We start from the raw sequence: 26,802 nt of genomic DNA, 5'->3' as shown, positions 1-26,802 counted from the left end.
GAAAGAGAGATAATCTCCATCCAAGGTCAATCTTGGGTGGAGATCTTTTTTTGTGGGCTTGTTTGTTTTTTTCTCTCTCTCTCTCAATTCTCTCCATGAATTAACCATTAGGGACTTTCTTAGCACTCATCTCCATGGAGATACTCTTGTTTAATCTCCCTTCCGTTATAGTAGAATAGTACGGCGTGTTCGTTTTATCAATACATTTTTGTAGGTATATATTCTTTTCTCTGCTACTATGTCTGGAATAGACTTGATGGGACTTTTCGGGGGGGGGCGGGCTCCCTGTTTTATGATTTTTCCTAGGTTATATGGCATTAGGGTAGCCTTCTGTTGCGTCCAATGCCATCCTTTTTCTGTCTCTTTCCAATCCTTAATGCTTGAAACATACTAAGAAATAGGTATTGTCACTGGGTGCTTCTATCTCTATCTTTGCGCCAAAAATAACAAATAGATGAGAAAAGAGTTGTCATTGTATTTGCTTATTTCTCTGTTGTCTACTTCGGTTCTTTTTGCCCAAGAAGCTAGGAAAGATAGTATAGAGGGATACAGCAAATTCCGTTTTGGTGGGTACGGAGAGATCGGTGCTAGTTATCTAGATCATGATTGGAATCGGGCTACCCCTCATGGTACTACCAAGGGGGGACGTGCAGAGATCTCAGTCCCCAGATTTATTACGGCCTTCGACTATAAGTTCAACAATAGATGGTCTTTGGGGGCAGAGATAGAGTTTGAATATGGTGGTACCGGATGTGCTCGAGAGATTGAGTGGTACGAAGAAAACGGAGAGTACGAAGTAGAAATAGAGAAGGGTGGAGAGGTTGCTTTGGAGCAAGTTCATCTTACCTATTCTTTTTCTCCGGCCCTCAACCTTCGAGTTGGGCACATAATTGTTCCCATTGGCTTGACTAATGCACACCACGAACCCATTAACTTTTTCGGAGTATATCGCCCCGAAGGAGAGACTACAATTATACCTTCGACATGGCACGAAACAGGGGTGGAATTGTTGGGTACTTTGGGTCATTTCAATTACCACTTGCAGGTTGTAAGTGGGCTGGATCCACAAGGATTCCGTAGTGAAGACTGGGTGAAGAAGGGCCGACAGGGCATGTTCGAAAAGACCAATTTTTCGAGTCCGGCCATTGTGGCACGTCTCGAATATACGGGGGTGAAGGGGCTTCGTCTTGGAGGGTCTTTTTACTTTGATAATACTGCAAAAAATGCCTCTAAGCCGCATCGTAATACAGGATACAAATTCCCGGTTCTCATTACCTCCGGAGATGTCTCCTACGTAAGTCCTCACCGCGATTTTATCTTGAGAGCCAATGCGATCTATGGCTATTTGGGAGCCAGTGCAGCGCTCACGAAGATTAACAATCGCTCATCGAATAATTCCGGATACTCTCATACGACTGTGGCAGAGACTGCCCTGTGCTATGGCGGAGAGGTCGGTTACAATGTAGGATCGCTATTTGGGCATAGAGAGTGGCGTGTATATCCATTTCTACGCTACGAATACTACAATCCGATGGAGCGTGTAGAAGCGGGGAGCAACCTCCTTGCCGATAAGAGAATGCAGGTATCTGCATGTAGCGTAGGGGTTAATTATTACGCCCTCCCCAACCTTGTAGTGAAGGCCGATTACATGCATCGTACCATAGGCAGAGGGGCCTACAACAGTGAAAATTTGATCTCGTTGGGGATTGCCTATGTAGGTTGGTTTTTTTCGAAGTAGAATAAGGACATACAAATAAATCATTCAATACAACGATTATGAAACTACTAAAATGGTTGCCCTTGGTGGCAGTGGGTTTGTCTATGACAATCGCTTCTTGTGAGAAAACAAAGATCCAGAATCCGGACACACCCGTCGTACTAGATGAAGCTGCCATGGATAAGGCGGTTGCTGCATTTGTTGATGATGTGGTGGTACCTACCTATGATGACTTGTCGAAGGCTATGGAGGTGTTGCATGCCAAAGCGAAAGCTCTTGCAGAAGCTAAGGATGCAAAGAGTGGTCAAGCACGCCTCGAAGAAGCTTGTGATGCTTGGCGCGCAGCTCGTATCCCCTGGGAAATGAGCGAAGCCTTCCTCTTTGGTACCGCAGAGGCAGACCAATTGGACCCCAGTATCGATACCTGGCCTCTAGACAAAGATGGTATTGACCAGATCCTTGCTTCGAACAAGCCTCTTGGACAAAGCGACGAAGAGTCTGATCAGAAACTCCGTGGCTTCCATACTGCAGAATATATCCTTTTCGAAGGAGGGGTAGCCAAGAAGTTTGCAGACCTTACACCTCGTATGAAGGAGTATCTCCTCATGGTTACCGATCGTCTCGTAAGAGATGGAAAGGCTCTCTACCATGGTTGGGCAGAAGGTGAAAAGGCTTATGGTAACATCATGAAGCAACATAAGGGTAATGGTATTGCCAGTGTATATGCTGCCGTACAGCAGATATATGCAGGTATGGAGGACATCTCTAATGAGGTTGGTACCGCAAAAATTGGAGACCCCTATACGATGTGGAAAGAGGGAAAGCACGAAGATGCGGTACTAGCCGTAGAGTCTTGGTATAGCTGGAACTCACTAGATGACTACATGAACAACATTAAGAGTATCCGTAACTCCTTCTATTGCAGCCGCAATGGTAAGCCTGCCGTAAATAGTCTCTATACTCTTCTCAAAATAAAAGATGCCGATCTGTGCAAGAAGATTGATGATCAGATTGTAGCTACAATCAATGCAATCAACGATATCCCAGTGCCTTTCCGTAGCAATTTGGATAAGGATACCGAAATCCTAAAAGCACAGGATGCTTGTGCAAACCTCAATCGTATGCTCGGTGAGGCTCGCGCTAAATTCTCGAACTAACTACCTTTCATGCAATAAAGAATGAATCTAATAAGCTCTTTTCTTAGGAAGGGGAGCAAAAAAGTCGAGGGAAAAGTCTTCTCAACTCTTAGAGTTGGGGGACTTTTCTTCACGGCTATAAGCCCCTTTTTCTTCCTTAGTTGTGAGAGCCACGACTTCGATGGGGTGGTGCGCAAACCTAATGGTAATGTAGCAGATCCTAAGGAGCTATCGGCCGGGCTCTCTACTGTGTTCTCTTCGGCTAGTGACGCCTACGATACCAACTCGGAGTGGGTAGAGGGTGAGATGCTGAAGCGATTCAACTCCGGAGATGCCCTTTACGACAATTCTCGTGGCCCCGGTCATGAGTTGGGTAAGGGTTTGGGGCCTGTGTATGGAGGCTACTCGTGCGGTGCATGTCATCGTAATGCGGGGCGCACTCGCCCGGCTCTTGCTTATGGAGGCTCGGGCGAAGGCTTTTCGGCCATGCTGGTCTACATTACGCGTAAGACGGGGGGATACTTCCCTCAGTATGGTCGAGTTTTGCACGATCAGTCTATCTATGGCGTAAAAGCTGAGGGCAAGCTCACGATTACGCAGACCACCCAGAAGTTTTACTTCCCCGATGGTGAGGCCTATGAGTTGATGACTCCTCACTACACGATTAGAGAGTGGTATGATGAGAAAATAGCGCCGGAAGATCTTATTATCTCGGTACGTCAGCCCCTCAGACACGTGGGAATGGGTCAGATGATGTCGCTAGATCACAATGAACTTATTGCCTTGGCTGCCCAGAGCAATTACCCTGAGTATGGCATTAGTGGCCGCCTCAATTATGTTATGGAGAAGGGTAAGATGGGTATCGGGGTGAGCGGCAATAAGGCCAACCACCAAGACCTAACGGTAGAGTTGGGCTTCTCCTCCGATTTGGGCGCAACGAATGACAGATTCCCCTACGAAGTATGCGAAAACCAAGGTCAGATGATGGGGTTTGCCAATAGAGGCGTAGAGGTTTCTACTCGGGATATGGAGGATGTGGATCTCTATCTACACTCTCTTGCCGTACCTGCTCGTCGCAATGTTAAGGATCCTACGGTGGTTCGTGGAGAGAAGCTTTTCCACGAGGCGAAGTGCCATCTTTGCCACACAACAACCCTACACACTCGTGCTCGAGGTGCAGAGCTACTGGCCGGTACCCAACTTCCTTGGCTAGGCAATCAGGTGATCCATCCCTATTCAGATTATCTCTTGCACGACATGGGTCGTGGCTTAGCAGATGATTATCCCTCTGGGCTTGCCCGGGGTAGCGAATGGCGTACTACGCCCTTGTGGGGGATTGGACTCCAAGAGACCGTTAATCACCATACCTACTATTTGCACGATGGTCGTGCACGCAATCTTGTCGAAGCTATTATGTGGCATGGCGGTGAGGGTGATGCTTCGCGCATTCTCTTTTCTCGCATGAGCAAAAAGGATAGAGAGGCATTGCTTACTTTCCTTCGTAGCTTATAAATCACGATGAATAAACTAAAAGCATTCCAAACAAACAATGAATAAACAATATCTATTTACCGCTCTATTTGCTCTCCTTTTGGGAGGGAACTTGTTTTCTGCTGTTGCGCAGAACAATGATACTAAACCTGTAGATGAGAAATATCTAGAGAACGATGTTGTCTCTTTGGCCGGGAAAGAAGGCTTCACCTTCCGCACCGCTGCCGGCGATTTCCTCTTCAAACCCTATGGTTTGGTGCAGACTACTGCCACCTTCAATTACTTCGATGACCAGGGGCTAGAGAGCTTATATGCTCCCAATATTGCCAATAGTGGCTTTGCTATCCCCAATGCAATACTTGGTTTTACGGGTAAGGCTTTTGGTAAGGTTACCTTTAACCTTGCGCTCAATCCCGCCAAAAGCGGAGGGGCTCTTTTGCAGCAAGCTTGGTTTGACGTTGCCCTCAAAGATTCCTTCCGAGTACGTGTAGGGAAGTTCAAAACTCCCTTTATGCATGCCTATCTTACCACGTTGGGAGAGACTCTTTTCCCTGTTCTTCCCACGAGTGCAATGGCTCCTATCCTTCTTCCCTACGACCTCAATGATGTAAGACCCAGTATGGCCACCGGCTTCGACCTCGGGGTACAGCTTCATGGTGTCTTAGATCATCAGTTCTTGTACCAAGTAGGTGTTTTCAATGGCTCGGGTATCTCTATAAATAATGCAACAAAGGGTATGGCTTATGACCATAAATGGCTACCACAACTTCTCTATGCCGGTCGTATTGCCTATATGCCTAAGGGCGAAATGCCTGCCACGCAGGGTAATCCTTCTCATTTGAGAGAGGATAAAATGCTGTTTGGTCTATCTACCTCGTACAATGTAGAGGCTCAGAATCATAGCTCTAGCAACTGGAGAGTTGGCGCCGAATTTGCGATGATTAAGAATAGATTTTATCTCGCTGCCGAGGCTTATTATATGGGGATGCACTTTACTCGTGTAATGGCAAAATCAAAACCTGAGAACTATTGGGGAGCTTATGCTCAAGCCGGTTATTTTGTAACACCTACGCTACAGGCTGCTGTTCGTTACGATGTTTTCGATCGCAATGGTATGGCAGAAGGCGGCTGGCTCAACATGCCTGCCCTTGGTGTCAATTACTTCATGGTGGGTAGTAACCTCAAGTTGCAAGTTATGTATCAATACTTGGGACGTATGGGGCATGCCACGCAGATGGATCGCGATAACGATGGTATCGGCTTGGCTCGTCATTGTGCTACAGCTCTCCTTCAATATACTTTCTAAGCACTTCTTTCTATCTATATGAGCATGATGTATAGGGGAATACTTGCCCTTGCCGTGGCATTGTTGTTTGGGCTTAGCAGCTGCGATGAGGGTAAGATTTATCCCGAAGAAAAAACCATTGATCAGGGGCGAACGGCCACCATTGCGCTCCACTTCCAGAATATTCCGGCATGGCCTCTTAAGCATACTCTCTCCATTGTTTGTTTGGGAGAGGACCCTGCAAAGGCATTGGTCAATAAGAGATTGCTCAAGGCTTCGAGTGAGGAGGAAACGATTTATGGTAATCTCTATAATATCCCCTCTGAGACTAAGACCATTGCCATTGCCGTAATGAGCACGGGGGGGAAAGTGGTGTATCCTTTTGTTTCGTTTCCGGTAGAGGCGGGAGATCAGCCTCTCACCTTCCCGGAGACCACGATAGACCTCGCTTCGTTCCAGCGCATCCAAGAGCAAGTCTTTAACCAGAAGTGTATTGCTTGCCATGGGGGAAGTACCCAAGCTGCCGGCGATCTATTCCTAAATGCGGATCGTTCGTACGCAGGACTTGTGGGTGTAAAGGCTCCCCACTCGGCAGACGGGCATAATTACGTAACCCCGGGAGACCCCGATGTAAGCTATCTGGTGGAGATTTTCTCCAAGAAAAACCACGAAGATATCTTCGCCGGTCGGGAGCGTTCGGAGGTGCTTAACCTTATCCGTACTTGGATAAAGGAGGGTGCCGGTAATAACTGATACAATATTCACATGCACTACAATCGCTACCAATATCCCCTTGTAGAGGTAAAAGAAGCCTACTGGGAGTCCGGATCGGATGGGGCTGTTTGGCATTGGCTCTTAGAGGTTGATGCCCCTATGGCCTCGTATGAGGAGCAGTTTCTGGCCCTCCACAAAGCCCTGCAGATGATGCGGGAGAGATATGAAAACGCTGTGCCTATCATGGCTCGTTACTTCTTGAGTGACATAAGCAATCAAGCTGCTAGAGTCTATGATTATAGGCAAGAGTGTGGAGAGTCTTATGCTGTTTCTGTGATAGGTCAGCCCCCTCTTAATGGCTCTAAATTGGCATTGTGGATTATGCTCCAATCGGAGGTAGTGGCACGCCCCCTGCCCAATGGGCTACTTGCTGTAGAGCGCCCCAACCATACCCACTTGTGGCTTGGTAGTGCTGTAGCTCACTCGGAGAGCTCGTATAGTCAGACCAAAGACCTGCTCCAAGAGTATGATCGGCAGTTGTTCGCTCAGCACTGCACTCTTGCCGATCACTGTGTACGGACTTGGTTCTTTGTGCAAAATGTAGATGTCAACTATGCCGGAGTAGTGGAGGGGCGCAATTGGGTCTTTGACCAAATTGGACTTACTTCCCAAACGCACTTCATCGCTAGTACGGGGATTGATGGGCGGAATGCAGATCCTCGTATTTCGGTACAGATGGATGCTTACAGTGTGCAGGGGCTAATGTCGGAGCAGATACAATACCTCTATGCCCCGGAGTGGTTAAACCCAACCTATGAGTATGGCGTGAGTTTTGAGCGAGGGACTGCCGTGCATTATGCCTCACGCTCGGAGGTTTATATCTCGGGTACTGCAAGTATTGACAACTATGGAGAGGTCTTGTATGTAGGGGATATTGCCAAGCAGACGCAGCGTATGTGGCAAAATGTGGAGGCATTGCTGGCGGAGGCTGAGTGCTCTTTTGAGGATGTGGCACAAGCTGTGGTATATCTGAGAGATGTTGCGGACTATGCTTTGGTCAAGGCTCTCTACGAAAAGCGTTTCCCCAACTTACCTTATACAATTGTACTTGCTCCGGTGTGCCGCCCATCTTGGTTGATAGAGATGGAGTGTATTGCAATTAGAGAGAACAGAAACCCCAATTTGCCTTCTTACTAAGCTGACAAATGAAATATCTAGTAGCTGCCGTTTACCTTTTGCTCGTGCTTTGTATGGGGGTTGCTACGTGGGTAGAGCACCTGCATGGTACCTCGTTTGTAAGTCGGGAAATCTATGGCAGTTGGTGGTTTGTTACTCTTTGGCTTTTGTTGCTCGTAGGGGGAGTCTTTTACCTCCTACGACAGAAACTTTACAAGAGAAGAGGCTCTTTTTCCTTTCATATTTCCTTCGTCTTAATATTACTCGGAGCCGGATGTACCCACTTTACAGGGCAACAGGGGATGCTCCATTTGCGCACATCAGAGGAAGATCCCGACTTTGTCACTTCCTTCTCTTCGCCCGACGATGAGCGCTCCTTCCCTCTCCCTTTTGGGATGAAGCTAGAGCAATTCGAGGTCCTTTACTTCCCCGGCACCGATACGCCCATGGACTATGTTAGTAGGGTTGTGGTGGAGAACGAAGGTGTGGAGGTAAGAGCCCAGATTGCCATGAATAAGATATTTTCGCTTCGAGGGTATCGCTTCTATCAAACCTCTTTCGACGATGATCAGAAGGGGTCTTGGCTCTCTGTTAATTACGATCCATGGGGCATACCTATCACGTATGCCGGTTATCTCCTGTTGGCGCTCTCTTCTCTTTGGCTTCTATTGCAGCCCAAAGGGCGATTCCGTCAGCTACTCAAAAGAACAAGGTTGCACCGAGCCTCTCTCCTTCTCGCTCTTTTGTGTCTTGCTCCCAAACTCAATGCCAAGGAGATCAATCGCCAAGATGCCGCCGTATACCAAGACAAACAGGTGGTCTACAATGGCCGTATTGTCCCCCTCAATACCGTAGCAAGGGATTTTGTGCGTAAGCTCACAGGCAAGGCTACCTATCAAAAGTATTCTGCGGAGCAGGTGCTAATCGGCTGTTTACTTTACCCCGAAGAGTGGCAATATGAGCCTCTAATAAAGGTGGGTAATGCGGAGCTCGAGCAACTGCTGGGAGTGGGAGAATATGCTCGTATGGTCGACTTCTACGATGAGCATAATCGCTACAAATTGCAAGAATACTGGATGCATTTACGGGTGGGAGCACAGGTAACCCCCTTGCAGAAGGCAATAAGGGAGGTAGATGAGCGTGTAGCGCTTTTCTTGATGTTGCATAATCATACTCTCTTCCAGCCTCTTCCCAAGAATGTAGCCCCCCTCCCCGAGGCCCGAATCCGGGCAGAGCTATTCTACAATAAGGTACCTTTTTCTACCCTATTGTATCGCTTCTGTTTGGTGCTGGGGCTTACTGTGCTTATTGGGCAGGGATGGCATCTTGCGGAGCAGAGACGAGGCTGGCTCTTGGCCTTCTTGCTCGTCGCTTTTGTAACACAGTCTGTAAGCCTTGCCCTTCGAGCCTATATTGCCGGACGGTTCCCCATGGGCAATGGCTATGAGACGATGCAGTTTATGGCTTGGGCCATACTTCTTATTGCCCTCTGTTTGCATCGTAAGTTCCCCTTTGTTGCCGGTAGTTTCGGCTTTTTAATGTCGGGTTTTGCCCTTCTGGTGGCCTCTATTGCCGGGATGAATCCCGAGATTACCCCCTTGGTACCGGTACTCTCTTCGCCCCTGCTTAGCCTCCATGTTTCCCTCATTATGATGGCCTATGCGCTACTTGCTTTCCTATGTATCAATGGGGTGATTACACTTGTTTACTATGCAAAAGGGGTGCAACAGCAAGTAGAACGCCTTACGACCCTTAGTGAGCTGATGCTTTACCCCGCCACCCTTTTCCTAGGGATCGGGATCTTTATTGGAGCTGTATGGGCCAATGTCTCTTGGGGGCGTTATTGGGGATGGGACCCAAAAGAGGTGTGGGCGCTCATCACATTTATGGTCTATGGCATCGCCTTTCATAGAAAAAGTTTCGCCTGCTTTAAGCACCCCCTTGTGCTACACCTCTTTTTTATTTTTGCCTTTCTTTTGGTATTGATGACCTATTTTGGGGTGAACTATCTGCTGGGAGGAATGCATAGTTATGCCAATAGTTAGGGGGAATCCGGGGAGGGATAGAGCAAGTCTCTTCCTCTCCCCTCTTTTTTTATAACGCTAAATCAATACCATACAGATGAGCCGGTGAGGCAAAGGGTGGCTTCATTTCCTTTGTAATTTCTAGCGTAAAAGGCGTCCGTACAGATGGGAGTTGGATGCTTTTGTGCCAAAGTCGGATTTGTGGGAGAGGAGTAATGTGCGCCTCCATGGATCGGCTCTCACGATTGTATAGCTTGACTAGGAGGGTATGGGAGCCTTTTTTGAGAGGGAGGCGTAGCGTGTGTTGGTGCAATCTTCCCGACTCTTGGGGTCGATAAATTGCCCCTGCTACAATGGTGCCATCCACGAGGCAAAGCATCCCCTCCGAGAACTGAATCTCTAGAGGAAGTACTAGATCTCGGTCTGCCGTGAGGGTGTAGCGTAGGTAGCGTGCAGAGCCTTGGGATACTTTTTCTTGATACGCAAACGATACCGGAAGGGTGCGCCACTGTTCGGGATTGAACTCTTCTTTTTGTGTGAATTTGGCAGGAAGTGTACCAAATCGGCCGCCGGAGGAAGCCACAAGGAGCTGCTGCCAATGGAGTGCGTTGAGGGGCGTTGTGTAGAGGGAGGAGTCCGCCGAAAGAAGTGCTATCACTTGCTTTTCCCCGGCTATGTTTAGCTGTATATTTTCCCCTTTTTCCTCTTTTGTGAAAGATAGGGTAGCTTTTTGCTTCCCGTGTTGGGGATACCAGCGATACCCCACAATGCTACGATACCCTGTATAGTAGTCTATTTGCGAATGGGCGTATAGAGCCTCGGCTTCTAGAGGATAGAGCCGCTTCGCATTGTGGGGTGGGGTAATGAGGGATAAGGGGCGGTCGAAGTGGAGGGCGAGTACCGTGTAATAATCTTCGGGAGCTGCACCCTCTAGCGTAAAGGAGATAGCCCCTTTTGTTTGTTTTTGGTGAATTATTTTTCCCTTCCCTCGGAGCGTTTGGATACGGAGCATTTTACCCTTAATCGGAGGGAGAATAATCTCTTTACCTTCTCTATCATAGGGGACAAAAAGGTATAGGGTCTTGCCATCGGGGGCAACGGTAGCGAGGGGCAACTCTCTCTTTACCCCCCATGGGGAGGGTTGAGTTTGGTAGATAGCTTGTTGGATAGGGGCAATCCAGTCTCCGATACGTTGCAGTACCTCTCTCTCGAAGTCTACTATTTTACCACTGCCCATAGGGCCGATGTTTAATAGATATTTGCCACCGCCGGATACCACACTTAGGAGCGATTGTAGCTTCTCTTGTACTTTGTCTTCTACTTTTCCGCGCTCTTGCCAAGAGCGATACCCCCAAGTCTCGTCAAATATGGAGGCTGCCGTTTGCCAAGGCATGACCATGGAGTAATCGGGGTACTCGTTGTCTGCCATCACACAGAAGTCCGCAAAGTCGTTGCCCAAGCGCCCGCTTACCATGCATTGCGGCTGCAAGCTGTGTACGAGTTGGTACATTTCTCTACTCTGGCTCTGCTGCATCGACCCCATATCGAACCACAATTCGTCTACGGCTCCATACTGAGTCAGCAACTCACGTACCTGCTTTAGGTTGTATTCGTGGTGTAGAGGGGTGATGGGATCGGCATTGTGAGACGAGAATGGCATGGCGTAGGGGTAGTGCCAATCAATGAGCGAGAAGTAGAGGCCAAAGCCTAGACCTGCCTGATGGCATGCGGTTGCAATTTCGCCTACGAGGTCGCGGCGAGCCGGCGTGGCATCGTACGAATTGTACGGAGTGGTAGCTGTGCGCCAGAGGCAGAAGCCATCGTGATGCTTGCTCGTGATGACAATGGAGCGCATCCCGGCCCTTTGGGCTAGTTGCACGATCTCTTGTGCGGAAAAGTCTTTAGCGTCGAATTGCTCGGTAAGTGCCTCATATTCGTCGGAGAATCCTACCCCAAAGGTGAGTATCTGCTCGGAGTATCCCCTCTTTACGGGGGTGCCTTGCCATACTCCGCCGGCTACTGAGTATAGTCCGTAGTGAATGAAGAGGGAGTACTTATCGCCCAACCAATCTGCCCAAGCAGAACCAACTGAGAGTAGGGTGAGGAGGAGTGCTAGAAATAAATTACGCATATTGCCATCGGATTTCTAGGCAAAGATACGAATCTATTTGGGCTGAAAAATATTTTTTTCTTGCCTGGTTTTGGAAAATATCTCACCTGGTTTTTGGAAATTTCTTGCCCTATTTCTTTTTCAAAACCACCCACAAAAATCGCCAATTCTCACCTGCTTCTTTTTTGGCGCTGTTTGTAGGTATTTTTATATCTTTGCGCTAGGTGGTTTTTGAGACACCATTATTATTTACTAAATAGAAAGTTGTATGAGTAGAAGTAAGCTTCTCGTAGTTGCCGTTTTTTGTTGCATTACCTTGTTGTTTGTAGGGTGCTTGCCTCCTCAGTCTTCACTAGAGGAGGTGAAATGGGAAGAAGAGAATCCCAAACAGCAAACGTCTCTATATGCAGTGTATGGTTTTCGTCTTATAAAGCCGGAGATAGAGCTCCTTCAAAAGAAAGATTTTCGCATGGTATTTTTGGAGTATCGTCACAAAATCCCTATCGATTATTGGGCTTCATTAAAAGAAACTAAGGAAGAGGCTAAGAGAAAAGCCCATATAGTCTGTAGTGATGATTCGGATAAAAGAGCTCTTTTCGACAGCATTGCTCGCTCCTATGGCGACATGTGGCATCCACATCCAAGCGAAAGGAGTTTGCTTTATACACAAGTGTATAATGTGGATAAGGTCACAAATATCTCTGTCTTTGCTCTAGAAGATTGGAGTGATAGGTACCCTAAGGGGAGTTGTATGGACGATAACTTCAAATTCATTTCGGGATCTCCCGATTCCTATATCCACAATGGCTATCACCTAGATAGTGAAATAGTAGACAAGGCTAAGGCAGGCTTTGAGTATTGGTCTTGGACCGCCCTCTATGATGATCTATCTTCGTCTTATGTTGCCCTGCCTGTTTGTGGCAAACTCTCTGAGATCGATTTTAATCAGTATGACCTATTAGGCTATTATTATTACCTCGGTCTCTTAGAACCCATAGAGAAGAGTGCCCATCCCGAACGGCAGATTGCCGTAGAGATTACCTACAAAGATGGAACAAAGAGCCGCCTGACCACATCCTACTGCAAGCCTTCTAATGGGTGATACCCTGCCGTACCTCCAGCGTATTTTGCCCCGAATGCAGCTATTTGCCGAGAATAGGCTACTTTTGTAGTCGAGAGTGCTTTTTGCTTGCTAGTAGCGCATGGCTCTCGCATTGCATACGAAGAATAATTGATAATAAGATAGATAGACCTAATGGCTACAACTGCAGATTTTAGAAATGGTATGTGCCTCGATATCGATGGACAATACTTTTTCATCGTAGAGTTCCTCCATGTAAAACCCGGCAAAGGCCCTGCTTTCGTTCGTACGAAATTGCGTAATGTGGCTACAGGCCGCATCCTTGATAAGACTTGGAATAGCGGTGTAAAGGTAGAAGAAGTACGCATCGAGCGTCGTCCTTACCAATTCCTCTACAAGGATGATATGGGGTATAACTTCATGCACACAGAGACTTTTGAGCAGATCACTATCCCTGGAGAAGGGATCGAAGGTGTGCAATTCCTCAAAGAGGGTGATACGGTAGAAGCAATGGTACATGCACAGAGCGAAACCGTGCTTACCTGCGAGCTTCCCCCTCACGTAGTGCTCCGTGTTACCTATACCGAGCCGGGTATCAAGGGTGATACAGCAACCAATGCCCTCAAACCTGCAACCGTAGAAACGGGTGCTGAGGTACGTGTTCCCCTCTTCATCAACGAGGGCGAACTTATCGAGGTAGATACCCGTGATGGTTCTTACGTTAGCCGCGTAAAAGAGTAACATCTCCTTTTACTCTTTACTCGTTAAAAGCATAGACTCAAGTTGTACTTCGGTGCAGCTTGAGTCTATGCTTTTTCTAATCAAACTTGGGGCTTACTCTCTTTAATTTGTCAGAGTATTCATACCTTTAGCTTACGATTCTTTTACCCCTCGGGGTAGCAAAGGTTCTAAGCATGGAATGTTGTTTTTATAATGGTAAAGCTATGAAGAAGAAGTCTGATTTATCTATGCTAAGGGGCAAAAACGCTCGATTGTTGCTCCTATTGCTCTTTGGATTTGTACTACCAAAGGTTTCATTATTGGCTCAAGAGCACCCCACAGCAGGTCTAGCTGCCTCCCTCTCTGTGCAGTGCGAGAAGGGGCAGAGGCTTATGTTCGAAGTCTCTAATGCACAAGATTGGATCCATATTGACTTAGGAGACGGAGTACTCAAGGAGTTCATGGTGAGTGACGACCCTACCTATGCCATGCGAGTGTATTGCGATGCAGCCAAAGATAATCCTCTCATCAAGATTTACGCCAACGACCTAAAGATATTCAAGGCTCCCTCCAATGCAATTACCTCGTTGCAGATTAGCGAAGCTCCTAATCTTAAGGAACTAATCTTGTTTGAGAACAATCTCAAGGGATTTTCGCTCAATGGACTAGGGCAATTAGAGAGACTTGACCTCTCGAGTAATGAGCTAACTTCGCTCGATCTCTCCCAGCAAAAGAGACTCTCTTACCTTGCTGTGGAGAAAAACAAACTAACCTCCCTAGACCTCTCGCAATGCACAGCACTACTCAAGTTGCACCTCTCGGAGAATGCTTTTGGCTCGCTCGAAGTAAAAAATCTTCCTTTGCTAGAGGAGCTAAGAGTGGCAAAAAATGGACTTACCACTCTCATTGTGGATAATTGTCCGCAGCTGAAATCAATTGATTGCAGCGCAAATAAGTTGAAAGACCTTGGCTTTAAGCAAGATCTTAACTTGCTAGACGAGCTTCTCGCTGCCGATAATGAGTTGGGTAACTTGCCTTTTATTGAAATGCCCCTGCTTACCCAATTGGATATTTCGGGCAATTCTTTCAATTGGTTAGACGTATCTTTTTTGCCCAAACTCCGTAACCTCAGAGCTGTAAACAGCAAGGCTTCGGGCATGTTAAACCTCGCATCAAATAGCGAACTCGTGCAGGTGGATGCCTCGTCTAACCGCATTGAAACCATCAATTGTACCAACTTACCCCTGCTCTCTACCCTAAAAGTGTCGCACAACAGCCTCAAGCAACTTGCCATCTCGGGGTGCCCAAAGCTGAGCGATGTGGAGTGTGCAGGCAATTTGCTTAGCTCTGTAAGTATAGAGGGAGCTCCCCAACTTATGGGGCTAGATATAGCGGACAATAACCTAGACGCTTGCGCTCTAGATGCTTTGTATAAGACTCTCCCCAATAGGATAGAAGAGTACATCTCCGGGCGAATCTACGTAGCTTCAGACGATACCCCTAGCAAAGAAAATCCTGGTGCATTGACCAGTAAAACAGCCCTTGCCAAGGCTCTAGGATGGAATGTCTACACTACACGAGCCGGGCTTAGAGAGGAGTTGCAAGGCGATGGCTCGGGTTGTAGCGAGCAGGTAGAGCAGCAGATTTCCCTCGTTACTAAGGCCGATATAGGAGCCAAGATTAAGCTAACAATCCGAACTAGAGATGGGCAATTAGCACTCGAAGGGTTGGACGGAAAGTGGATTAACGATAAGGAAGTAGAGTACACAGTTCGCTCTAAAAACATAATGCTCAAGGGCAATATCTCCAAGATTATGTGCCAAAACTGCCTCCTTACAAGCCTTGATATTACCCAGTGTAGCGACCTCGAGCAACTCCTTTGCTCATGGAATAAATTGGAGAAGATAGACCTAACTAAGAACCCAAAACTAAAGGAAATACGTTGTTCGTGGAACCTTTTAGAGTCCTTAGATATTAGCCAAAACAAGGAGCTAAAGATACTCTTCTGTTCCCAAAATAAGATTGCCAAACTCTCGCTCGATCAGGCACCTCTCCTCTCCGAGCTTTACTGCTCTTTCAACCCTCTTGGCGCGTTGGATGTAAGCAAAAATACTCAGCTCACTGTGCTGTCTACCGAGAGTGCTGAGTTAAAGCGGCTGGATGTGAAGATGCTCCCTGACCTCGTTTACCTCGAAGCCTCGACCAATGCTCTGGAGCAAATAGACCTCTCAGCATCGGCTAAATTAGTCACTCTCGCTCTTAAAGAAAACCGACTTAAGGCTCTAGACCTAGTACACAACAGCGAAATTGTATACCTTGATTGCTCTAAAAATGAGCTTTCCCACATAGATCTCTCGCCCCTCAAAAAACTAGCAACGCTCTATTGTAACAACAATAAACTAGCTACCTTATCGCTTACTGAGAACGCTCTGTTGGGTGAGTTAGCTTGCGGCGAGAACGAACTGAGTAGCCTGGATCTCTCCCACAATACACGCCTTGTCTCCCTCAGTTGCTATGCCAATAAACTAGAGCAACTCAACCTGCAAGAGAATCCTCAACTCAAAACTATTATAGTGGGGAACAATGCTCTAAAGCAGTTGGATCTCTCCAAAAACCAGATGCTTCAATTCGTAGATTGTTTTGCTAATCGCATAAAAGATAAGGATATGACAGCCCTTATGGAGAGTTTGCCAGTGCGTACGTCTGCTGACGAAGCTGCACTCTACATCATTGATGGAAAGGATACTAATGAACAAAATATTTGCCTAGACCGTGATGTAAAGATTGCAAAAGAGAAAAATTGGCAGGTCTACGACTACAACGGAAACTACGATGATGCCATCGTGTATCAAGGTATTGGCACCTCTATTACTCCGTTAGTAGAGGCGCAGATAGAGCTTGCTGTAGACAAGGTAAATCAGCGTATAACACTCCATACAGGAGCCTTTACTGCTATCTCTATTTACGATGTAGATGGCAAGCTCATTGCCCAAAATAGGGCAAATGCTTTGGGGGTTGCTCAGTGGGATTACTCGGGTAGGGTACACTCGTTCTACCTCATTGTAATAGGGGATAAAACCTACAAAATACTACTGTAATGCCTAACTAAAAAACATCTGTTCCACCTCCTTTGTGCATGCAATGGGGGAGGGGAGATGTAATCCTCATAAGAATAGTATAAAAAGATACCGAGCGTTCTTGAGACAGCTCGGTATCTTTTATGGGTTCTCTTGGGAAGAGGGCTACCCGAGTAGGGAGTAGCTCTCTCTAGAGAGGGGAGGGTTAGTATTCCTCTTCGTTGAAGAAGAAGTCTTCGTCTCTAGGGTAATCCGGCCAAATGTCTTCGATAGATTCGTATATCTCACCCTCGTCTTCGATCTCTTCGAGTATCTCTATGACCTCAAGAGGAGCGCCCGAGCGTTGTGCATAGTCTATAAGTTCATCTTTGGAAGCAGGCCATGGGGCATCGTCCAAGGTTGAGGCTAATTCAAGTGTCCAATACATAATCAGTTCGTGTTGCTATTAAATAGGTTCGGCTTCTGCCACTTATCGCGCGCAAAAGTAGTATTTATTTCTATTTTACACAATGTTTTTGCCAAGTAATTTCCGGTTCGTCGCGGCGATGGGACTCATAGCGTGCAAGGGCAAAGAAGTAGTCGCTCAGGCGATTGATATAACGCTCTAGGGGTTCATCTACGGGAACTTCTTCCTCTAATCGGTACAAAAGACGCTCTACACGGCGAGTTACCGTGCGGCACACATGGCAGAGAGCGGCGCTACGTCCGCCTGCCGGCAAGATGAATCCTGTCATGGGTGGGGTTGCCTCGTCTAATTGATCTATCCACCCCTCAAGAGCAATGATCACCTCTTCGGAGAGTTGAGAAAAGGCTTTTAGCTCGTGGCTGGAGGTGTCCGTTGCAAGATTGGAACCGATCACGAAGAGATTGTTTTGGATAGCGGCGAGTTGCTCCGCCGAAGCGGCTTCTAATTCCTCTGCGCGCAGTACGCCAATAAAGGAGTTGAGTTCGTCTACCGTGCCGTAGCATTCGAGCCGTAGGTCGCTCTTCTTGATGCGTTGCCCGCCTACCAGCGAGGTGGTACCTCGGTCGCCTGTGCGAGTATACAGATTACTTTTTGCCATATCGTTTTATAGGGTCGATTTGTATTGTTGTGAATGAAATCGAGAGGAAGAAATTACCAATTGAGCTGTGGGGAGATCAATGCGGATCCCCGAGAGACGCCCCTCTTTGAAGTACTGAATCGTGCGCCTTTTTAGAGAAGGATTTTGCCAAGTTGGGATGAGTAGTATCGCAGGGGTCGGCTCTTCTATTATCTGTGTGAGTGCAACCTCCTCCGTGATAAAGAAGAGGGAGAATAGATCCTCCCGAGGGTAGGGACCATAGGGATGCTCCAAAGGAGAGGGGCATGTTGCCCGCTCTAAGAGGGGCAATAGCTCTTGCATATAGTCGCTGTCTGCTCCCAAAACGTGTATTCTTTTTATGGGATAATGAGCCGCTAATCGGTAAAATAAAAAGGCGAGTCTGAGGTCATTCTCTTTCCTGCCATACCGATGTACAACGTCTCTGATGGAGGCGAATGCCGAGTAGGGAGATTTTTCTTCCACTACACGAGTGAGCAACTCAAAGGCAAATGGGGAGTGTACGCCATGCCCCCCATGCGAGAAGCATCTGCGCCACAAAGACTTGGCAGCTGGAGCAAGAGACCAACTGAATGCCATTAAAGAGGATAATTGACGCGCTTGAGGTAGGTGGTGGCGTAGCTACACTCGGAGTATACTTTCCACCCGCTCTTCTCAACAAGAAGCATCATCTCTTGCATGAGGTGATGGGCTACGGATTGCCCCCGAAAAGCCTCTTCGGTAATGGTATGCAGGATGGTACAAACTCCATCGTTGAGAGCAAACTCGATATGCCCGACTTCGATGTTGTCGGCATCGTAGGCTCTCAGGAAATTATCTTGTAATTGAAAGTGAAGGTCGGTCATAGGGGTTATTTTATTGATTAAACCGGAGCGTATCTACCGCCCTGATGCGGGCAATAATACGAGTGGGCAGAAGGAGAGAAATCATAGAGAGTACAAAGACGAGAAGATTTATCCCCAAAACCCAAGGTATATCAAACTCAATGGGAACGTAAGATAGGTAATAGGTTGCCGGGTCTAGCTGAATGGGCGAGAAGAAGTATTGCACTCCGGCCAGTGCAAAGGCAATCAAATTGCCCCACAAAAGGCCTTTACCCACCACGAAAGCAGCTAAGTAAAGGAACAAAGATCGAATGGAGCCATAGCGAGCCCCCAAAGCTTTGAGTAGCCCGATCATCCGTGTGCGGTCGAGTATTAGTATCAAAAGCCCCGTGATAAGGGTAAACGAGGCGACAATGAGCATCAGCACGAGCAACAGGGATATATTGGCATCGAGCATCTCTATCCACGCGAATATATCCGGCATTAGGCTCTCTGCCGTGTACATACCAAGGCTTTGCCCTCCGGTATTGGGGCTTTTGGATAGTTGCTCCACAAGCCGATCACTTAGGGCTAAGTGGTCTACTTTGGGTTGAACAAATAGCTCAAGACGCGTCACTTTATCCTCATCAATGTGGGCTACATGGCGCATAACTCCGATGGGAGCTACCACGATAGGGGCTTCGATATGGGGGAGATCTACAATCCCTGCAATGGTAAAGGTACGTACCGTAGTACGTGCTCCTGTAAAATAAATAGGCACTTTGTCTCCTACGGTGAGGTGCAGTTTCTCGGCACACTCAAGAGGGAGGAGTATGGGATTATGGAGTGTATCTGAACCATCAAAACAGGGGATATGTCCATCCCTAAGAACGCCAGAAGTCTGCAGGTAGGCGTCGCGCGATGAGACGCCCATCACGAGCACTGCGGAGAAGTCACTATCGGTTTTGATTATGCCTCCACTCTGTACCACCTGGCGTATCTCCGCCACTCCCTTAATGCTCGCAAGCTCAGAAAGGAGCTCGGGCGTAACCCGTAGGGAGGCGGATTCGTCGGCATAGTTCCTGCCATATTCGTTGAGGATGATATGCCCCGTGAGTAGATAGATCCGCTCGTGTACTTGGTTGCGAAATCCTTTTCCCACAAAAATGGTAAGCAACATGACCGCCAAGCTCAAAGCAATACCGAGTACCGTGAATCTCAAAAGAGAGCTGGTGGCACGGGAGGCGGCAGATTGCCTCGTGGCCAATCTCTGCGCTAGAAAGAAGGGGTAGATGCGGATTTTCATTGTGGATAGAGGCACTAATGGCTAATTGCCCAGCTCTGAGAGTTCGAGCCAATGCATGGTCTTTTCGTCTAATTCGTCACTCAGAAGTTTGTATTTAGCACCGGCCTTTTGTAACTCATCGGCGGCGAGAGAGCCCGAAGACATACGCTCTTCTAGGTTTTTGATCTCGGCCTCTAAGAGGGGCAAATCCTTCTCTAGTTGCAAAAACTCTTGCTCCTCTTTGTACGACCGCTTAGCCTTGCGCTCTTGTTGAGGTTTCCTACTTGTAGCTTCTGTATTGGCTTTAGCTTGAGAGGGTTGAGCCTTTTGTTCTGCTTGGATTTGGGCTTGCCGAGCATTGTCCCACTCCCGATACTGTGTATAGTTGCCGGGGAAGTCGCGCACAACTCCATCCCCTTCGAAAACAAAAAGGTGGTCTACTAGGCTATCCATGAAGAAGCGGTCGTGACTAACCACGATAAGGCATCCCTTGAATTCTTTTAGATACTCCTCGAGGATGCCTAGGGTAAGCAAGTCAAGGTCATTCGTTGGCTCATCGAGGACTAAAAAGTTGGGGTTGGTGAGCAAAACGGTGCAAAGATAGAGCCGGCGTAGCTCTCCTCCGCTCAGCTTGCAGATAGGGGTGTATTGTCTCTCGGGCGAGAAAGCAAAGCGGGTGAGCAGTTGGGAGGCCGAGAGTAGCCCCTCGCCGTGAGGGTCTCGTATCACCTCTGCCAGGTCTGTAATGGCTTCGATCACTCGCTTCTCGGGATCAAATTTTGCGCCTTGCTGACTGAAGTAACCGAAGTGCACCGTCTCGCCAATCTCAAAAAATCCTTCGTCGGGCTTAATCTCCCCGAGCAAAAGTTTTAAGAATGTAGTCTTGCCTACCCCATTGGCTCCCACAATTCCCACTTTGTCGTAACGAGCAAAGGTATAGGAGAAGTGTTGTAAGATCTTTTTTTCTCCATAAGCGAGGGATACATTGTGCGCCGTAAAGATTTTATTGCCGATGTAGACTCGTTGGCTATCTATCTCACTGGCTTTTTCCTCGCGGGGTGGCTCTGTTAGCTTCTTTAGTTCGTAAAAAGCATCTTTGCGAGCCTTCTGCTTTCCTCCTCGTGCCTGAGGTTGGCGACGCATCCACTCCAGCTCCCGACGGAATAAGTTATTGGCTTTTTGTACCGCAGTGCGCTCTAGTTCTAGTCGCTCAGCCCTACGCTCTAAATATTGGTCGAAGGTGCAGGCATAGCTATATACGCCCGAAGGGGTCAATTCGAGGAACGAATCGCAGACACTCTCTAGGAAGTAACGATCGTGCGTTACCATCAGCAGCATGAGTTTACTGCGCTCTAGGTAGTGCTGTAACCACTCAATGGCATCCAGATCTAGGTGATTGGTTGGTTCGTCTAGGATCAGTAAATCCGGCTCCGATAGGAGTATCCCGGCTAAGGCAATGCGCTTCTGCTCCCCTCCGCTCAGAGAATGAGTAGAGCGAGAGAGGTCTCGAACGGAGAGCTTATGAAGGATCTCCTCAGCACGTCTCTCGTAATCCCAAGCCCCTAGGGCATCCATTTCGGGGAGTAACTTCTCTAGAGCCTCACTATCGTCTTCCTCTACAGCCTCTCGCCAGCAACCCACAAGGTGGGGCACTTTGTCCATGGGATTGAAGCAAGTATCGAGTATCGTTTTTCCCTCGGGTAGGTGAGGTCGCTGCGGCAGGTAGGCTATGCGTAGGTCCTTTCTCGTTGTGATGGTACCACTATCGGAGGTTTCTTCTCCCGTGATGATACGAAGCAAAGTCGTTTTTCCTGTACCATTGGCGGCTATCAATCCACACTTTTCCCCCTCTGCTATGGAGAAAGAAACATCTTGGAAGAGCAGGCGGTCTCCGTATGACTTGGAGAGCTGTTCAACTTGAATCATATACCTCTCGGAAGAATAAAAGTCCTATTTCTTGCTCTTTGCTTGAGCGATCTGTTGTGCGTACTTTTGGGCAAGCGCATCAATATCGCTGACGCATTTTACCGTATGTTTGCCATTGAATCGTCCAAAACGGACCAGCTTATCACGATAGTATTTGGGCTGATTCATCTTGAGGATAAAGGACTTAACCTCATCCCAAACCAGAGAATTGGCACCATGCTTTTGGGCTATGCGACAGGCATCGTGGACATGGCCACTACCACATACATAGGAGGCTAAAGCAAAAAGTTCTCGGTCTCGTAACGTGGAGACGTGGTTAAACTCCTTGGCAAAAGCATCCAGACAAGAGGCGGCAACCCGCACAGAAGTGGCTGCATCTCGCAACTGAGAAGCACTTGCACCAAAACGCCGACCCGTAGAGGGAAGTATACCCATAAGTCCGATAGCGACGGCTCTACCTCCGCCTACATGGGGTTGGAACTTCGACTCGTGATAGGCAATGGCTGCCAAATACCACCAGTCCCAACCTATACGTTTTGCCTCTTTGATAAACAAATGGTCGTATGCAGAAATTACGCCCGTTCCCTCTTGCTCTGCAATACTATCAGACAAGATGTTTAGTGAGGGTTGCGAGGGGGAAAGGATATGTTGCTCTATAAGTATTGCCTCCATGGCTTGGGTGATGGCGCCAAGAGAGGGTGGGGGTGCAGCCCACAGTCCCCCAACATTTAGAAGGGCGAGGGAACAAAACAGAACTACCCCATAGCGTCTGAAAACGCATGAGGTAGCAAATTTTTTTGATGTCCTTAATCGAATTTTTCGCATCAGGTTTTGTTTTAGTTCATACTGTCTCTCTTGGGGGGCTGCTCTTTTGATTGGGAGAACTTTTTCCCCTTGGGAGATTCTTCTCAAGTATGCTCCAGTAGCATTACGTTCTCCACGTGGTGGGTGTGAGGGAACATATCTACAGGTTGTACTTTGAGTACTCGGTATCCACCCTCAACGAGGAGAGCGGCATCGCGAGCTTGCGTGGCAGGATTGCAACTAACGTAGACAATACGAGGGGGAGCTGCACCCTGAAGGGTTTTAATTACATCGGGATGCATCCCGGCTCGAGGGGGATCCGTAATTACCACGTCGGGGGCTCCATGACGGGCAATTAACTCGGGGGTAAGGATATCCTTCATGTCCCCCGCATAAAAAATGGTGTTATCGATTTTGTTTACTTGGCTATTGAGATGAGCATCTTCTATCGCCTCCGGTACATACTCGATACCCACTACTTTCTTTGCATCGCGGGCGACAAAGTTGGCAATAGTACCTGTGCCCGTATAGAGGTCGTAGACGATTTCTTGCCCCGTAAGCCCTGCAAAAGAACGAGCTACTCGGTATAACTCTAGAGCTTGACGGCTATTGGTTTGATAGAAAGATTTGGGACCAATGCGGAAGGTTAAGCCCTCCATCTCTTCTTCTATGAAGGGGCTCCCGTAGTAGGTCTCTACAGAGAGGTCGGTAAAAGTATCGTTGAGCTTTGTATTGATAACGTAGAGAAGCGAATTAACCTGGGGGAATTCGTGATGGATAGCCGCGAGTAGTTCCTCTCTGTCGTGCGCTTTCTCGTGGGCAAAAGCAACCAAAACCATGGTATGCCCCTTGCTGGTTGTGCGAATCATGAGGGTACGCATTCCCCCCTCTTGTGCCCTAAGGTCGTAAAAGGGATAATGCTCAATACGCTCCAAACAATAGGCTCGAACAAAGTTGCGAATGCGGTTGCTTAGCTCGTTCCCGAGGTAGCACTCCTCAATGTCTAGTACCTTATCAAACTTGCCCGGGATGTGGAATCCCAATCCGCTATTATCGGCTTCTCCTAACCCTTCTGGTAGAGAAGCGAGTTCTTCGCTCGTCCTCCAACGGCGGTTACTAAAGGTGAATTCAAGCTTATTGCGATACTGGTAAATCTCTTGAGAACCTAGGATGGGGAGATACTCTCCCACCTCTACTTTGCCAAGTCTCTCCATGGCATCTCGCACTTGTGTTGCCTTGGCAGTCAGTTGTTCCTCATAGGGGATATGTTGCCATTTGCAGCCACCGCAAGTGGTAAAATGCTTACAACGAGGGGGGATTCGGAGGGGTGATGGCTCCTCAAGGGTCACGATCCGAGCCTCAGCATAATGACTCTTTTTTCGGACTATCTGTAGCGTACACCTATCGCCAGGCGCACCATAGGGGACAAAGACAACAAGCTCCCCCCAATGCGCAATGGACTGCCCCTCGGCAGCCATCCGCTCTATAGTAATTCCCTCAAGGAGGGGTAAAGGTTTTTTATTTCTAGCCAAAAGGTCTATTCTCTAGTGTGATTACCGAAGCATCTCAAGCACGATATTGCAAAACTTCTCGCCTAAGCTGTTGGCTTCTTCTTCTGTGGGAGCCTCTGTGTAAATACGTACAATGGGCTCTGTATTACTGGCTCGCATGTGTACCCAAGAAGAGGGGAAATCAATCTTTACTCCATCAATGGTGTTGGGGTGATCACTTGCAAAGCGTTCTGCAATGCGGGCAAACAGAGCCTTTGTGTCAGTCCCTTCCGGGAGGTCTGCACGCTGTTTACTCATATAGTAAACGGGGTACTCACGACGAAGTTCACTAACCGATTTTTTCTTCTTTGCCAGCAAGGTAAGGAAGAGGGCAATACCCACAAGGGCATCACGACCGGCGTGTAGCTTGGGGAATATTACACCCCCATTGCCCTCTCCTCCAATGAGGGCGTTGGTGGCTGCCATCTTGGCAACAACATTGACTTCGCCCACCGCAGCGGCGGCATAGAAGCCTCTATTCCCTCGCTCAGTTACGTCGCGAAGAGCACGGGTAGAGCTGAGATTGGAAACCGTATTGCCCCCTCCATGATAATCGAGTAGGTAATCGGCTACAGCAACTAAGGTATATTCTTCTCCAAAGGGAAGTCCGTTCTCATCAATAATGGCAAGTCGATCCACATCGGGGTCTACGGAGAATCCCACCGTGGCATGCTTCTCCCGCACTGTCTCCGAGAGGGCTACTAGGTGCTGGGGTAGAGGCTCCGGATTGTGGGCAAAGTCGCCGTTTGGGGTATCGAAAAGGGGATAAACCACTTCTACTCCTAGTTGCCGGAGTAGATAGGGAACCGCAATGCCTCCTACCGAATTGATGCTGTCAAAAGCAACACTAAACCCGGCAGCTCGGATGGCTTCGGCATCTACTTCTTCTAAAGCTAGTATGGCTCGACAATGCTCGGGAAGGTAATCTTGGTAGTGAATCTGCCCCAACTCTTCTACGGGAGAGAATACAAAATTTTCGTCTTCTGCAATGGAAAGAACTTCTTTACCCTCTAGATCGGTCAAGAATTCGCCTTTCCCTCCGAGCAGTTTGAGGGCATTCCAATGTTTTGGATTGTGGCTGGCTGTGATAATAATTCCCCCTTGAGCCTTTAGCCCTATTACTGCCATTTCGGTAGTGGGGGTGGTGGCAAGATCTATATCTACCACATCACAACCCATCGCCATTAGGGTACCGGTCACGATCCTACGCACCAATTCGCCAGACATACGTGCGTCTCGTCCGACTACGATTAGGGGGCAAGCTACACCACTAGACTTTCGAATAAATGTGGCAAAGGCTGCCGTAAAACGGGTGACGGCTATAGGGTTAAGCCCCTCAGAAGCTCCCCCTCCAATAGTTCCTCGGATACCCGAGATGGATTTGATTAGTGGCATGTAAAAAGTTTATTGACGTGTAAATTCATACCGTACCTCGCGGCAATACATGGTACTACCTCGGTTGTAGTTAATCTCAGCCCCGATGGTAAAGGGGATGATGAGGCGTACTTTGGCTCCATCTCCTAGCAAAGACATGGGGAAAGCCAAGCCCTCGCACATGAGGGCGTTGAGCGAATAGCCCGGAGCCGACTTGATCAGAATAAAATGCAGTGCACCGCGAGAGTAACGATCTACATAGATGAACTCAGTATCTTGGAAGCCCGGCATGGACAAATTGTTGAAGTTCTGCTGTATGGAGTCTTTGTTGAAGATATAGCCCTCGAAGCGTACATTCACACGCGTTTTTTCGGCAACGGGGCGCTCTCCTCCTGCTTCTAAAACCTCCATGTAGAGGCCATTACTAAACTTGTAGTATATCCCTTTGTCAAAAGAGGTTTGCCCCTCGGCATAGTTGCGTACCGTGATGTTTTCTTTGTTGATGAGCTTAGAAATGGCTATCTCCTCCTCTTTGAGCATTTGGGAGAGAGACTTAATATCTTTGGTTTTACTACAGGCTGTACCCCCAAGAGCCACAAGACCCATTATAAGAATTGAGAGTAAATATTCCAGTTTGAAGCTGGTGGAGCGAATTTGTTTCATTGCTAAATCGTATGAAAGTGATGATTGGGTGTGTATTCTTTCTTTGTTGTTTCTTTCCCCTGTTGTAGCTCTAGTTGAACATTTCTTGCAGCTCTTTTGGGATGGGAATCCCCATAGTGGGCTTCCGCTCTTTGCTTGGTCTGAGGTAATGGCGTCGCATGTAATCGACAAAGAGATCTACGGCTTCGCTTATGGAGCCTTGGGAGAATTCTCCTCCGGCAGCGTTCTTGTGTCCACCTCCTCCGAAGCACTCACTGCAAAGTTCGTTTACGGCAATATCCCCGATGGATCGTACAGAAACCTTAACCCCCTCGTCGAGCGTTTCTCTAAAGAAGGCAGAGCAATTAATGCCCTTTATATCTAGGGGTTTATTGACAAATCCATCCGTGTCTGCCGCTCCGGTTTCAAAGCGTTCCATCTCCTCTCTCGTAAGCACAAAGTAGGCACTTTGTATCTCGGGCATTACAACTACTTTTTCGTAAAGGATGTACCCCTCAAGGCGTTGTCTGCTCTCGGGATGGTTGTGATTTATCTTGTCTACAATAAGGTCTTTATCAGCTCCCGAACGCAGTAGAACGGCTACTAATTCGTACAAATCGGGACGCGAAGAGTTGTGATTAAAAAGCCCTGTATCGGTGATAATCCCGGTCAAAAGAGCGGTGGCTATCTTGGCGCGAAGAGCCTCTGCTTGAGTGGGATCGAGGGGTGTAGAATCTGTTGCCTCGGGGAGACGGATACAGCGCTCGTCGGGAGATAAAAAAAGCCGAGTAAGCACTTCGCAGGT

22 protein-coding genes are annotated in these 26,802 nt (G+C 48.0%); 10 read left to right on the top strand and 12 right to left on the bottom strand.

Annotated features, from left to right (window positions below):
• The first annotated feature begins 454 nt into the window (after positions 1–454).
• The 7 genes from Q0090_RS04760 to ccsA are packed head-to-tail and all read left to right on the top strand — an operon-like array spanning position 455 to position 9,564.
• Complete coding sequence (locus Q0090_RS04760) at positions 455–1,738, top strand: porin (RefSeq protein WP_297947964.1); 1,284 nt, start codon at positions 455–457, stop codon at positions 1,736–1,738.
• Between the two features lie 38 nt (positions 1,739–1,776).
• Positions 1,777–2,874, top strand: coding sequence for an imelysin family protein (locus Q0090_RS04755; RefSeq protein ID WP_297947961.1), 1,098 nt, complete (start codon positions 1,777–1,779; stop codon positions 2,872–2,874).
• Positions 2,875–2,895: 21 nt separating this feature from the next.
• Entirely contained in the window at positions 2,896–4,365 is a 1,470-nt protein-coding gene (locus tag Q0090_RS04750; protein ID WP_297947957.1) for a di-heme oxidoredictase family protein, read from the top strand.
• Between the two features lie 37 nt (positions 4,366–4,402).
• Entirely contained in the window at positions 4,403–5,650 is a 1,248-nt protein-coding gene (locus Q0090_RS04745) for a porin (protein WP_297947955.1), read from the top strand.
• 18 nt (positions 5,651–5,668) lie between these two features.
• A complete protein-coding gene (locus tag Q0090_RS04740) occupies positions 5,669–6,382 on the top strand; it encodes a hypothetical protein (protein WP_297947952.1) in 714 nt (237 codons plus the stop codon).
• A 12-nt stretch (positions 6,383–6,394) separates the two neighbouring features.
• Positions 6,395–7,540 carry a Rid family hydrolase gene (locus Q0090_RS04735; RefSeq protein ID WP_297947949.1) on the top strand — a complete coding sequence of 382 codons (1,146 nt, stop codon included), beginning with the start codon at positions 6,395–6,397 and terminating at the stop codon, positions 7,538–7,540.
• Between the two features lie 8 nt (positions 7,541–7,548).
• Positions 7,549–9,564 carry a cytochrome c biogenesis protein CcsA gene (gene ccsA, locus Q0090_RS04730; RefSeq protein WP_297947946.1) on the top strand — a complete coding sequence of 672 codons (2,016 nt, stop codon included), beginning with the start codon at positions 7,549–7,551 and terminating at the stop codon, positions 9,562–9,564.
• Positions 9,565–9,613: 49 nt separating this feature from the next.
• On the opposite strand, the gene Q0090_RS04725 is transcribed toward ccsA, so the two are convergent.
• Positions 9,614–11,674: an alpha-L-fucosidase gene (locus Q0090_RS04725; protein ID WP_297947943.1), complete on the bottom strand. Its 2,061-nt coding sequence runs from the start codon at positions 11,672–11,674 to the stop codon at positions 9,614–9,616.
• A 247-nt stretch (positions 11,675–11,921) separates the two neighbouring features.
• Here Q0090_RS04725 and Q0090_RS04720 point away from each other — a divergent pair, with 247 nt between their 5' ends.
• The 3 genes from Q0090_RS04720 (at position 11,922) to Q0090_RS04710 (ending at position 16,552) form a co-directional block, all read left to right on the top strand.
• Positions 11,922–12,755 (top strand): hypothetical protein, encoded by an 834-nt coding sequence (locus Q0090_RS04720; RefSeq protein WP_297947941.1) that lies wholly within the window; start codon positions 11,922–11,924, stop codon positions 12,753–12,755.
• Between the two features lie 153 nt (positions 12,756–12,908).
• Positions 12,909–13,475 (top strand): elongation factor P, encoded by a 567-nt coding sequence (efp, locus tag Q0090_RS04715; protein WP_004332272.1) that lies wholly within the window; start codon positions 12,909–12,911, stop codon positions 13,473–13,475.
• A gap of 203 nt (positions 13,476–13,678) precedes the next feature.
• Complete coding sequence (locus Q0090_RS04710; protein WP_297947937.1) at positions 13,679–16,552, top strand: hypothetical protein; 2,874 nt, start codon at positions 13,679–13,681, stop codon at positions 16,550–16,552.
• Positions 16,553–16,736: 184 nt separating this feature from the next.
• Here Q0090_RS04710 and Q0090_RS04705 read toward each other — a convergent pair whose 3' ends face one another.
• The 11 genes from Q0090_RS04705 to Q0090_RS04655 form a co-directional block, all read right to left on the bottom strand.
• Positions 16,737–16,958 (bottom strand): DUF2795 domain-containing protein, encoded by a 222-nt coding sequence (locus Q0090_RS04705; RefSeq protein WP_004332134.1) that lies wholly within the window; start codon positions 16,956–16,958, stop codon positions 16,737–16,739.
• Between the two features lie 70 nt (positions 16,959–17,028).
• Positions 17,029–17,595, bottom strand: a complete 567-nt coding sequence (locus Q0090_RS04700; protein ID WP_297947932.1) for a cob(I)yrinic acid a,c-diamide adenosyltransferase — start codon at positions 17,593–17,595, stop codon at positions 17,029–17,031.
• A 6-nt stretch (positions 17,596–17,601) separates the two neighbouring features.
• Positions 17,602–18,192, bottom strand: a complete 591-nt coding sequence (locus Q0090_RS04695) for a hypothetical protein (protein WP_297947929.1) — start codon at positions 18,190–18,192, stop codon at positions 17,602–17,604.
• Positions 18,192–18,458 carry a GNAT family N-acetyltransferase gene (locus Q0090_RS04690; protein WP_297947927.1) on the bottom strand — a complete coding sequence of 89 codons (267 nt, stop codon included), beginning with the start codon at positions 18,456–18,458 and terminating at the stop codon, positions 18,192–18,194. Before Q0090_RS04690 ends, Q0090_RS04695 begins: the two co-directional genes overlap by 1 nt.
• Positions 18,459–18,468: 10 nt before the next feature.
• Positions 18,469–19,722 (bottom strand): FtsX-like permease family protein, encoded by a 1,254-nt coding sequence (locus Q0090_RS04685; RefSeq protein ID WP_297947923.1) that lies wholly within the window; start codon positions 19,720–19,722, stop codon positions 18,469–18,471.
• Positions 19,723–19,743: 21 nt separating this feature from the next.
• Positions 19,744–21,627 (bottom strand): ABC-F family ATP-binding cassette domain-containing protein, encoded by a 1,884-nt coding sequence (locus Q0090_RS04680; protein WP_297947921.1) that lies wholly within the window; start codon positions 21,625–21,627, stop codon positions 19,744–19,746.
• Between the two features lie 24 nt (positions 21,628–21,651).
• Positions 21,652–22,299, bottom strand: a complete 648-nt coding sequence (locus tag Q0090_RS04675; RefSeq protein ID WP_297947918.1) for a transglycosylase SLT domain-containing protein — start codon at positions 22,297–22,299, stop codon at positions 21,652–21,654.
• Positions 22,300–22,535: 236 nt separating this feature from the next.
• Positions 22,536–23,963, bottom strand: a complete 1,428-nt coding sequence (gene rlmD / locus Q0090_RS04670) for a 23S rRNA (uracil(1939)-C(5))-methyltransferase RlmD (protein WP_297947916.1) — start codon at positions 23,961–23,963, stop codon at positions 22,536–22,538.
• 21 nt (positions 23,964–23,984) lie between these two features.
• Positions 23,985–25,376, bottom strand: coding sequence for a phosphoglucosamine mutase (glmM, locus tag Q0090_RS04665; RefSeq protein WP_297947913.1), 1,392 nt, complete (start codon positions 25,374–25,376; stop codon positions 23,985–23,987).
• Between the two features lie 9 nt (positions 25,377–25,385).
• Positions 25,386–26,018: a DUF4827 family protein gene (locus Q0090_RS04660; RefSeq protein ID WP_297947911.1), complete on the bottom strand. Its 633-nt coding sequence runs from the start codon at positions 26,016–26,018 to the stop codon at positions 25,386–25,388.
• A gap of 70 nt (positions 26,019–26,088) precedes the next feature.
• Positions 26,089–26,802 (bottom strand): DHHA1 domain-containing protein (locus tag Q0090_RS04655; RefSeq protein WP_297947910.1); only part of this gene is annotated, 714 nt, incomplete at its 5' end.

Source organism: uncultured Porphyromonas sp. (assembly GCF_938023125.1).
Taxonomy (GTDB): domain Bacteria; phylum Bacteroidota; class Bacteroidia; order Bacteroidales; family Porphyromonadaceae; genus Porphyromonas.
This window is presented reverse-complemented; position numbering and strand designations above follow the sequence as displayed.

Coding starts and splice junctions, on each gene's coding strand:
- Q0090_RS04750 (WP_297947957.1), top strand. CDS start 2,896: ATGAATCTAATAAGCTCTTTTCTTAGGAAGGGGAGCAAAAAAGTCGAG.
- Q0090_RS04755 (WP_297947961.1), top strand. CDS start 1,777: ATGAAACTACTAAAATGGTTGCCCTTGGTGGCAGTGGGTTTGTCTATG.
- Q0090_RS04725 (WP_297947943.1), bottom strand. CDS start 11,674: ATGCGTAATTTATTTCTAGCACTCCTCCTCACCCTACTCTCAGTTGGT.
- ccsA (WP_297947946.1), top strand. CDS start 7,549: ATGAAATATCTAGTAGCTGCCGTTTACCTTTTGCTCGTGCTTTGTATG.
- Q0090_RS04745 (WP_297947955.1), top strand. CDS start 4,403: ATGAATAAACAATATCTATTTACCGCTCTATTTGCTCTCCTTTTGGGA.
- Q0090_RS04660 (WP_297947911.1), bottom strand. CDS start 26,018: ATGAAACAAATTCGCTCCACCAGCTTCAAACTGGAATATTTACTCTCA.
- Q0090_RS04720 (WP_297947941.1), top strand. CDS start 11,922: ATGAGTAGAAGTAAGCTTCTCGTAGTTGCCGTTTTTTGTTGCATTACC.
- Q0090_RS04675 (WP_297947918.1), bottom strand. CDS start 22,299: ATGGAGGCAATACTTATAGAGCAACATATCCTTTCCCCCTCGCAACCC.
- efp (WP_004332272.1), top strand. CDS start 12,909: ATGGCTACAACTGCAGATTTTAGAAATGGTATGTGCCTCGATATCGAT.
- glmM (WP_297947913.1), bottom strand. CDS start 25,376: ATGCCACTAATCAAATCCATCTCGGGTATCCGAGGAACTATTGGAGGG.
- Q0090_RS04680 (WP_297947921.1), bottom strand. CDS start 21,627: ATGATTCAAGTTGAACAGCTCTCCAAGTCATACGGAGACCGCCTGCTC.
- Q0090_RS04710 (WP_297947937.1), top strand. CDS start 13,679: ATGAAGAAGAAGTCTGATTTATCTATGCTAAGGGGCAAAAACGCTCGA.
- Q0090_RS04685 (WP_297947923.1), bottom strand. CDS start 19,722: ATGAAAATCCGCATCTACCCCTTCTTTCTAGCGCAGAGATTGGCCACG.
- Q0090_RS04705 (WP_004332134.1), bottom strand. CDS start 16,958: ATGTATTGGACACTTGAATTAGCCTCAACCTTGGACGATGCCCCATGG.
- Q0090_RS04695 (WP_297947929.1), bottom strand. CDS start 18,192: ATGGCATTCAGTTGGTCTCTTGCTCCAGCTGCCAAGTCTTTGTGGCGC.
- Q0090_RS04700 (WP_297947932.1), bottom strand. CDS start 17,595: ATGGCAAAAAGTAATCTGTATACTCGCACAGGCGACCGAGGTACCACC.
- Q0090_RS04735 (WP_297947949.1), top strand. CDS start 6,395: ATGCACTACAATCGCTACCAATATCCCCTTGTAGAGGTAAAAGAAGCC.
- Q0090_RS04760 (WP_297947964.1), top strand. CDS start 455: ATGAGAAAAGAGTTGTCATTGTATTTGCTTATTTCTCTGTTGTCTACT.
- Q0090_RS04740 (WP_297947952.1), top strand. CDS start 5,669: ATGAGCATGATGTATAGGGGAATACTTGCCCTTGCCGTGGCATTGTTG.
- Q0090_RS04690 (WP_297947927.1), bottom strand. CDS start 18,458: ATGACCGACCTTCACTTTCAATTACAAGATAATTTCCTGAGAGCCTAC.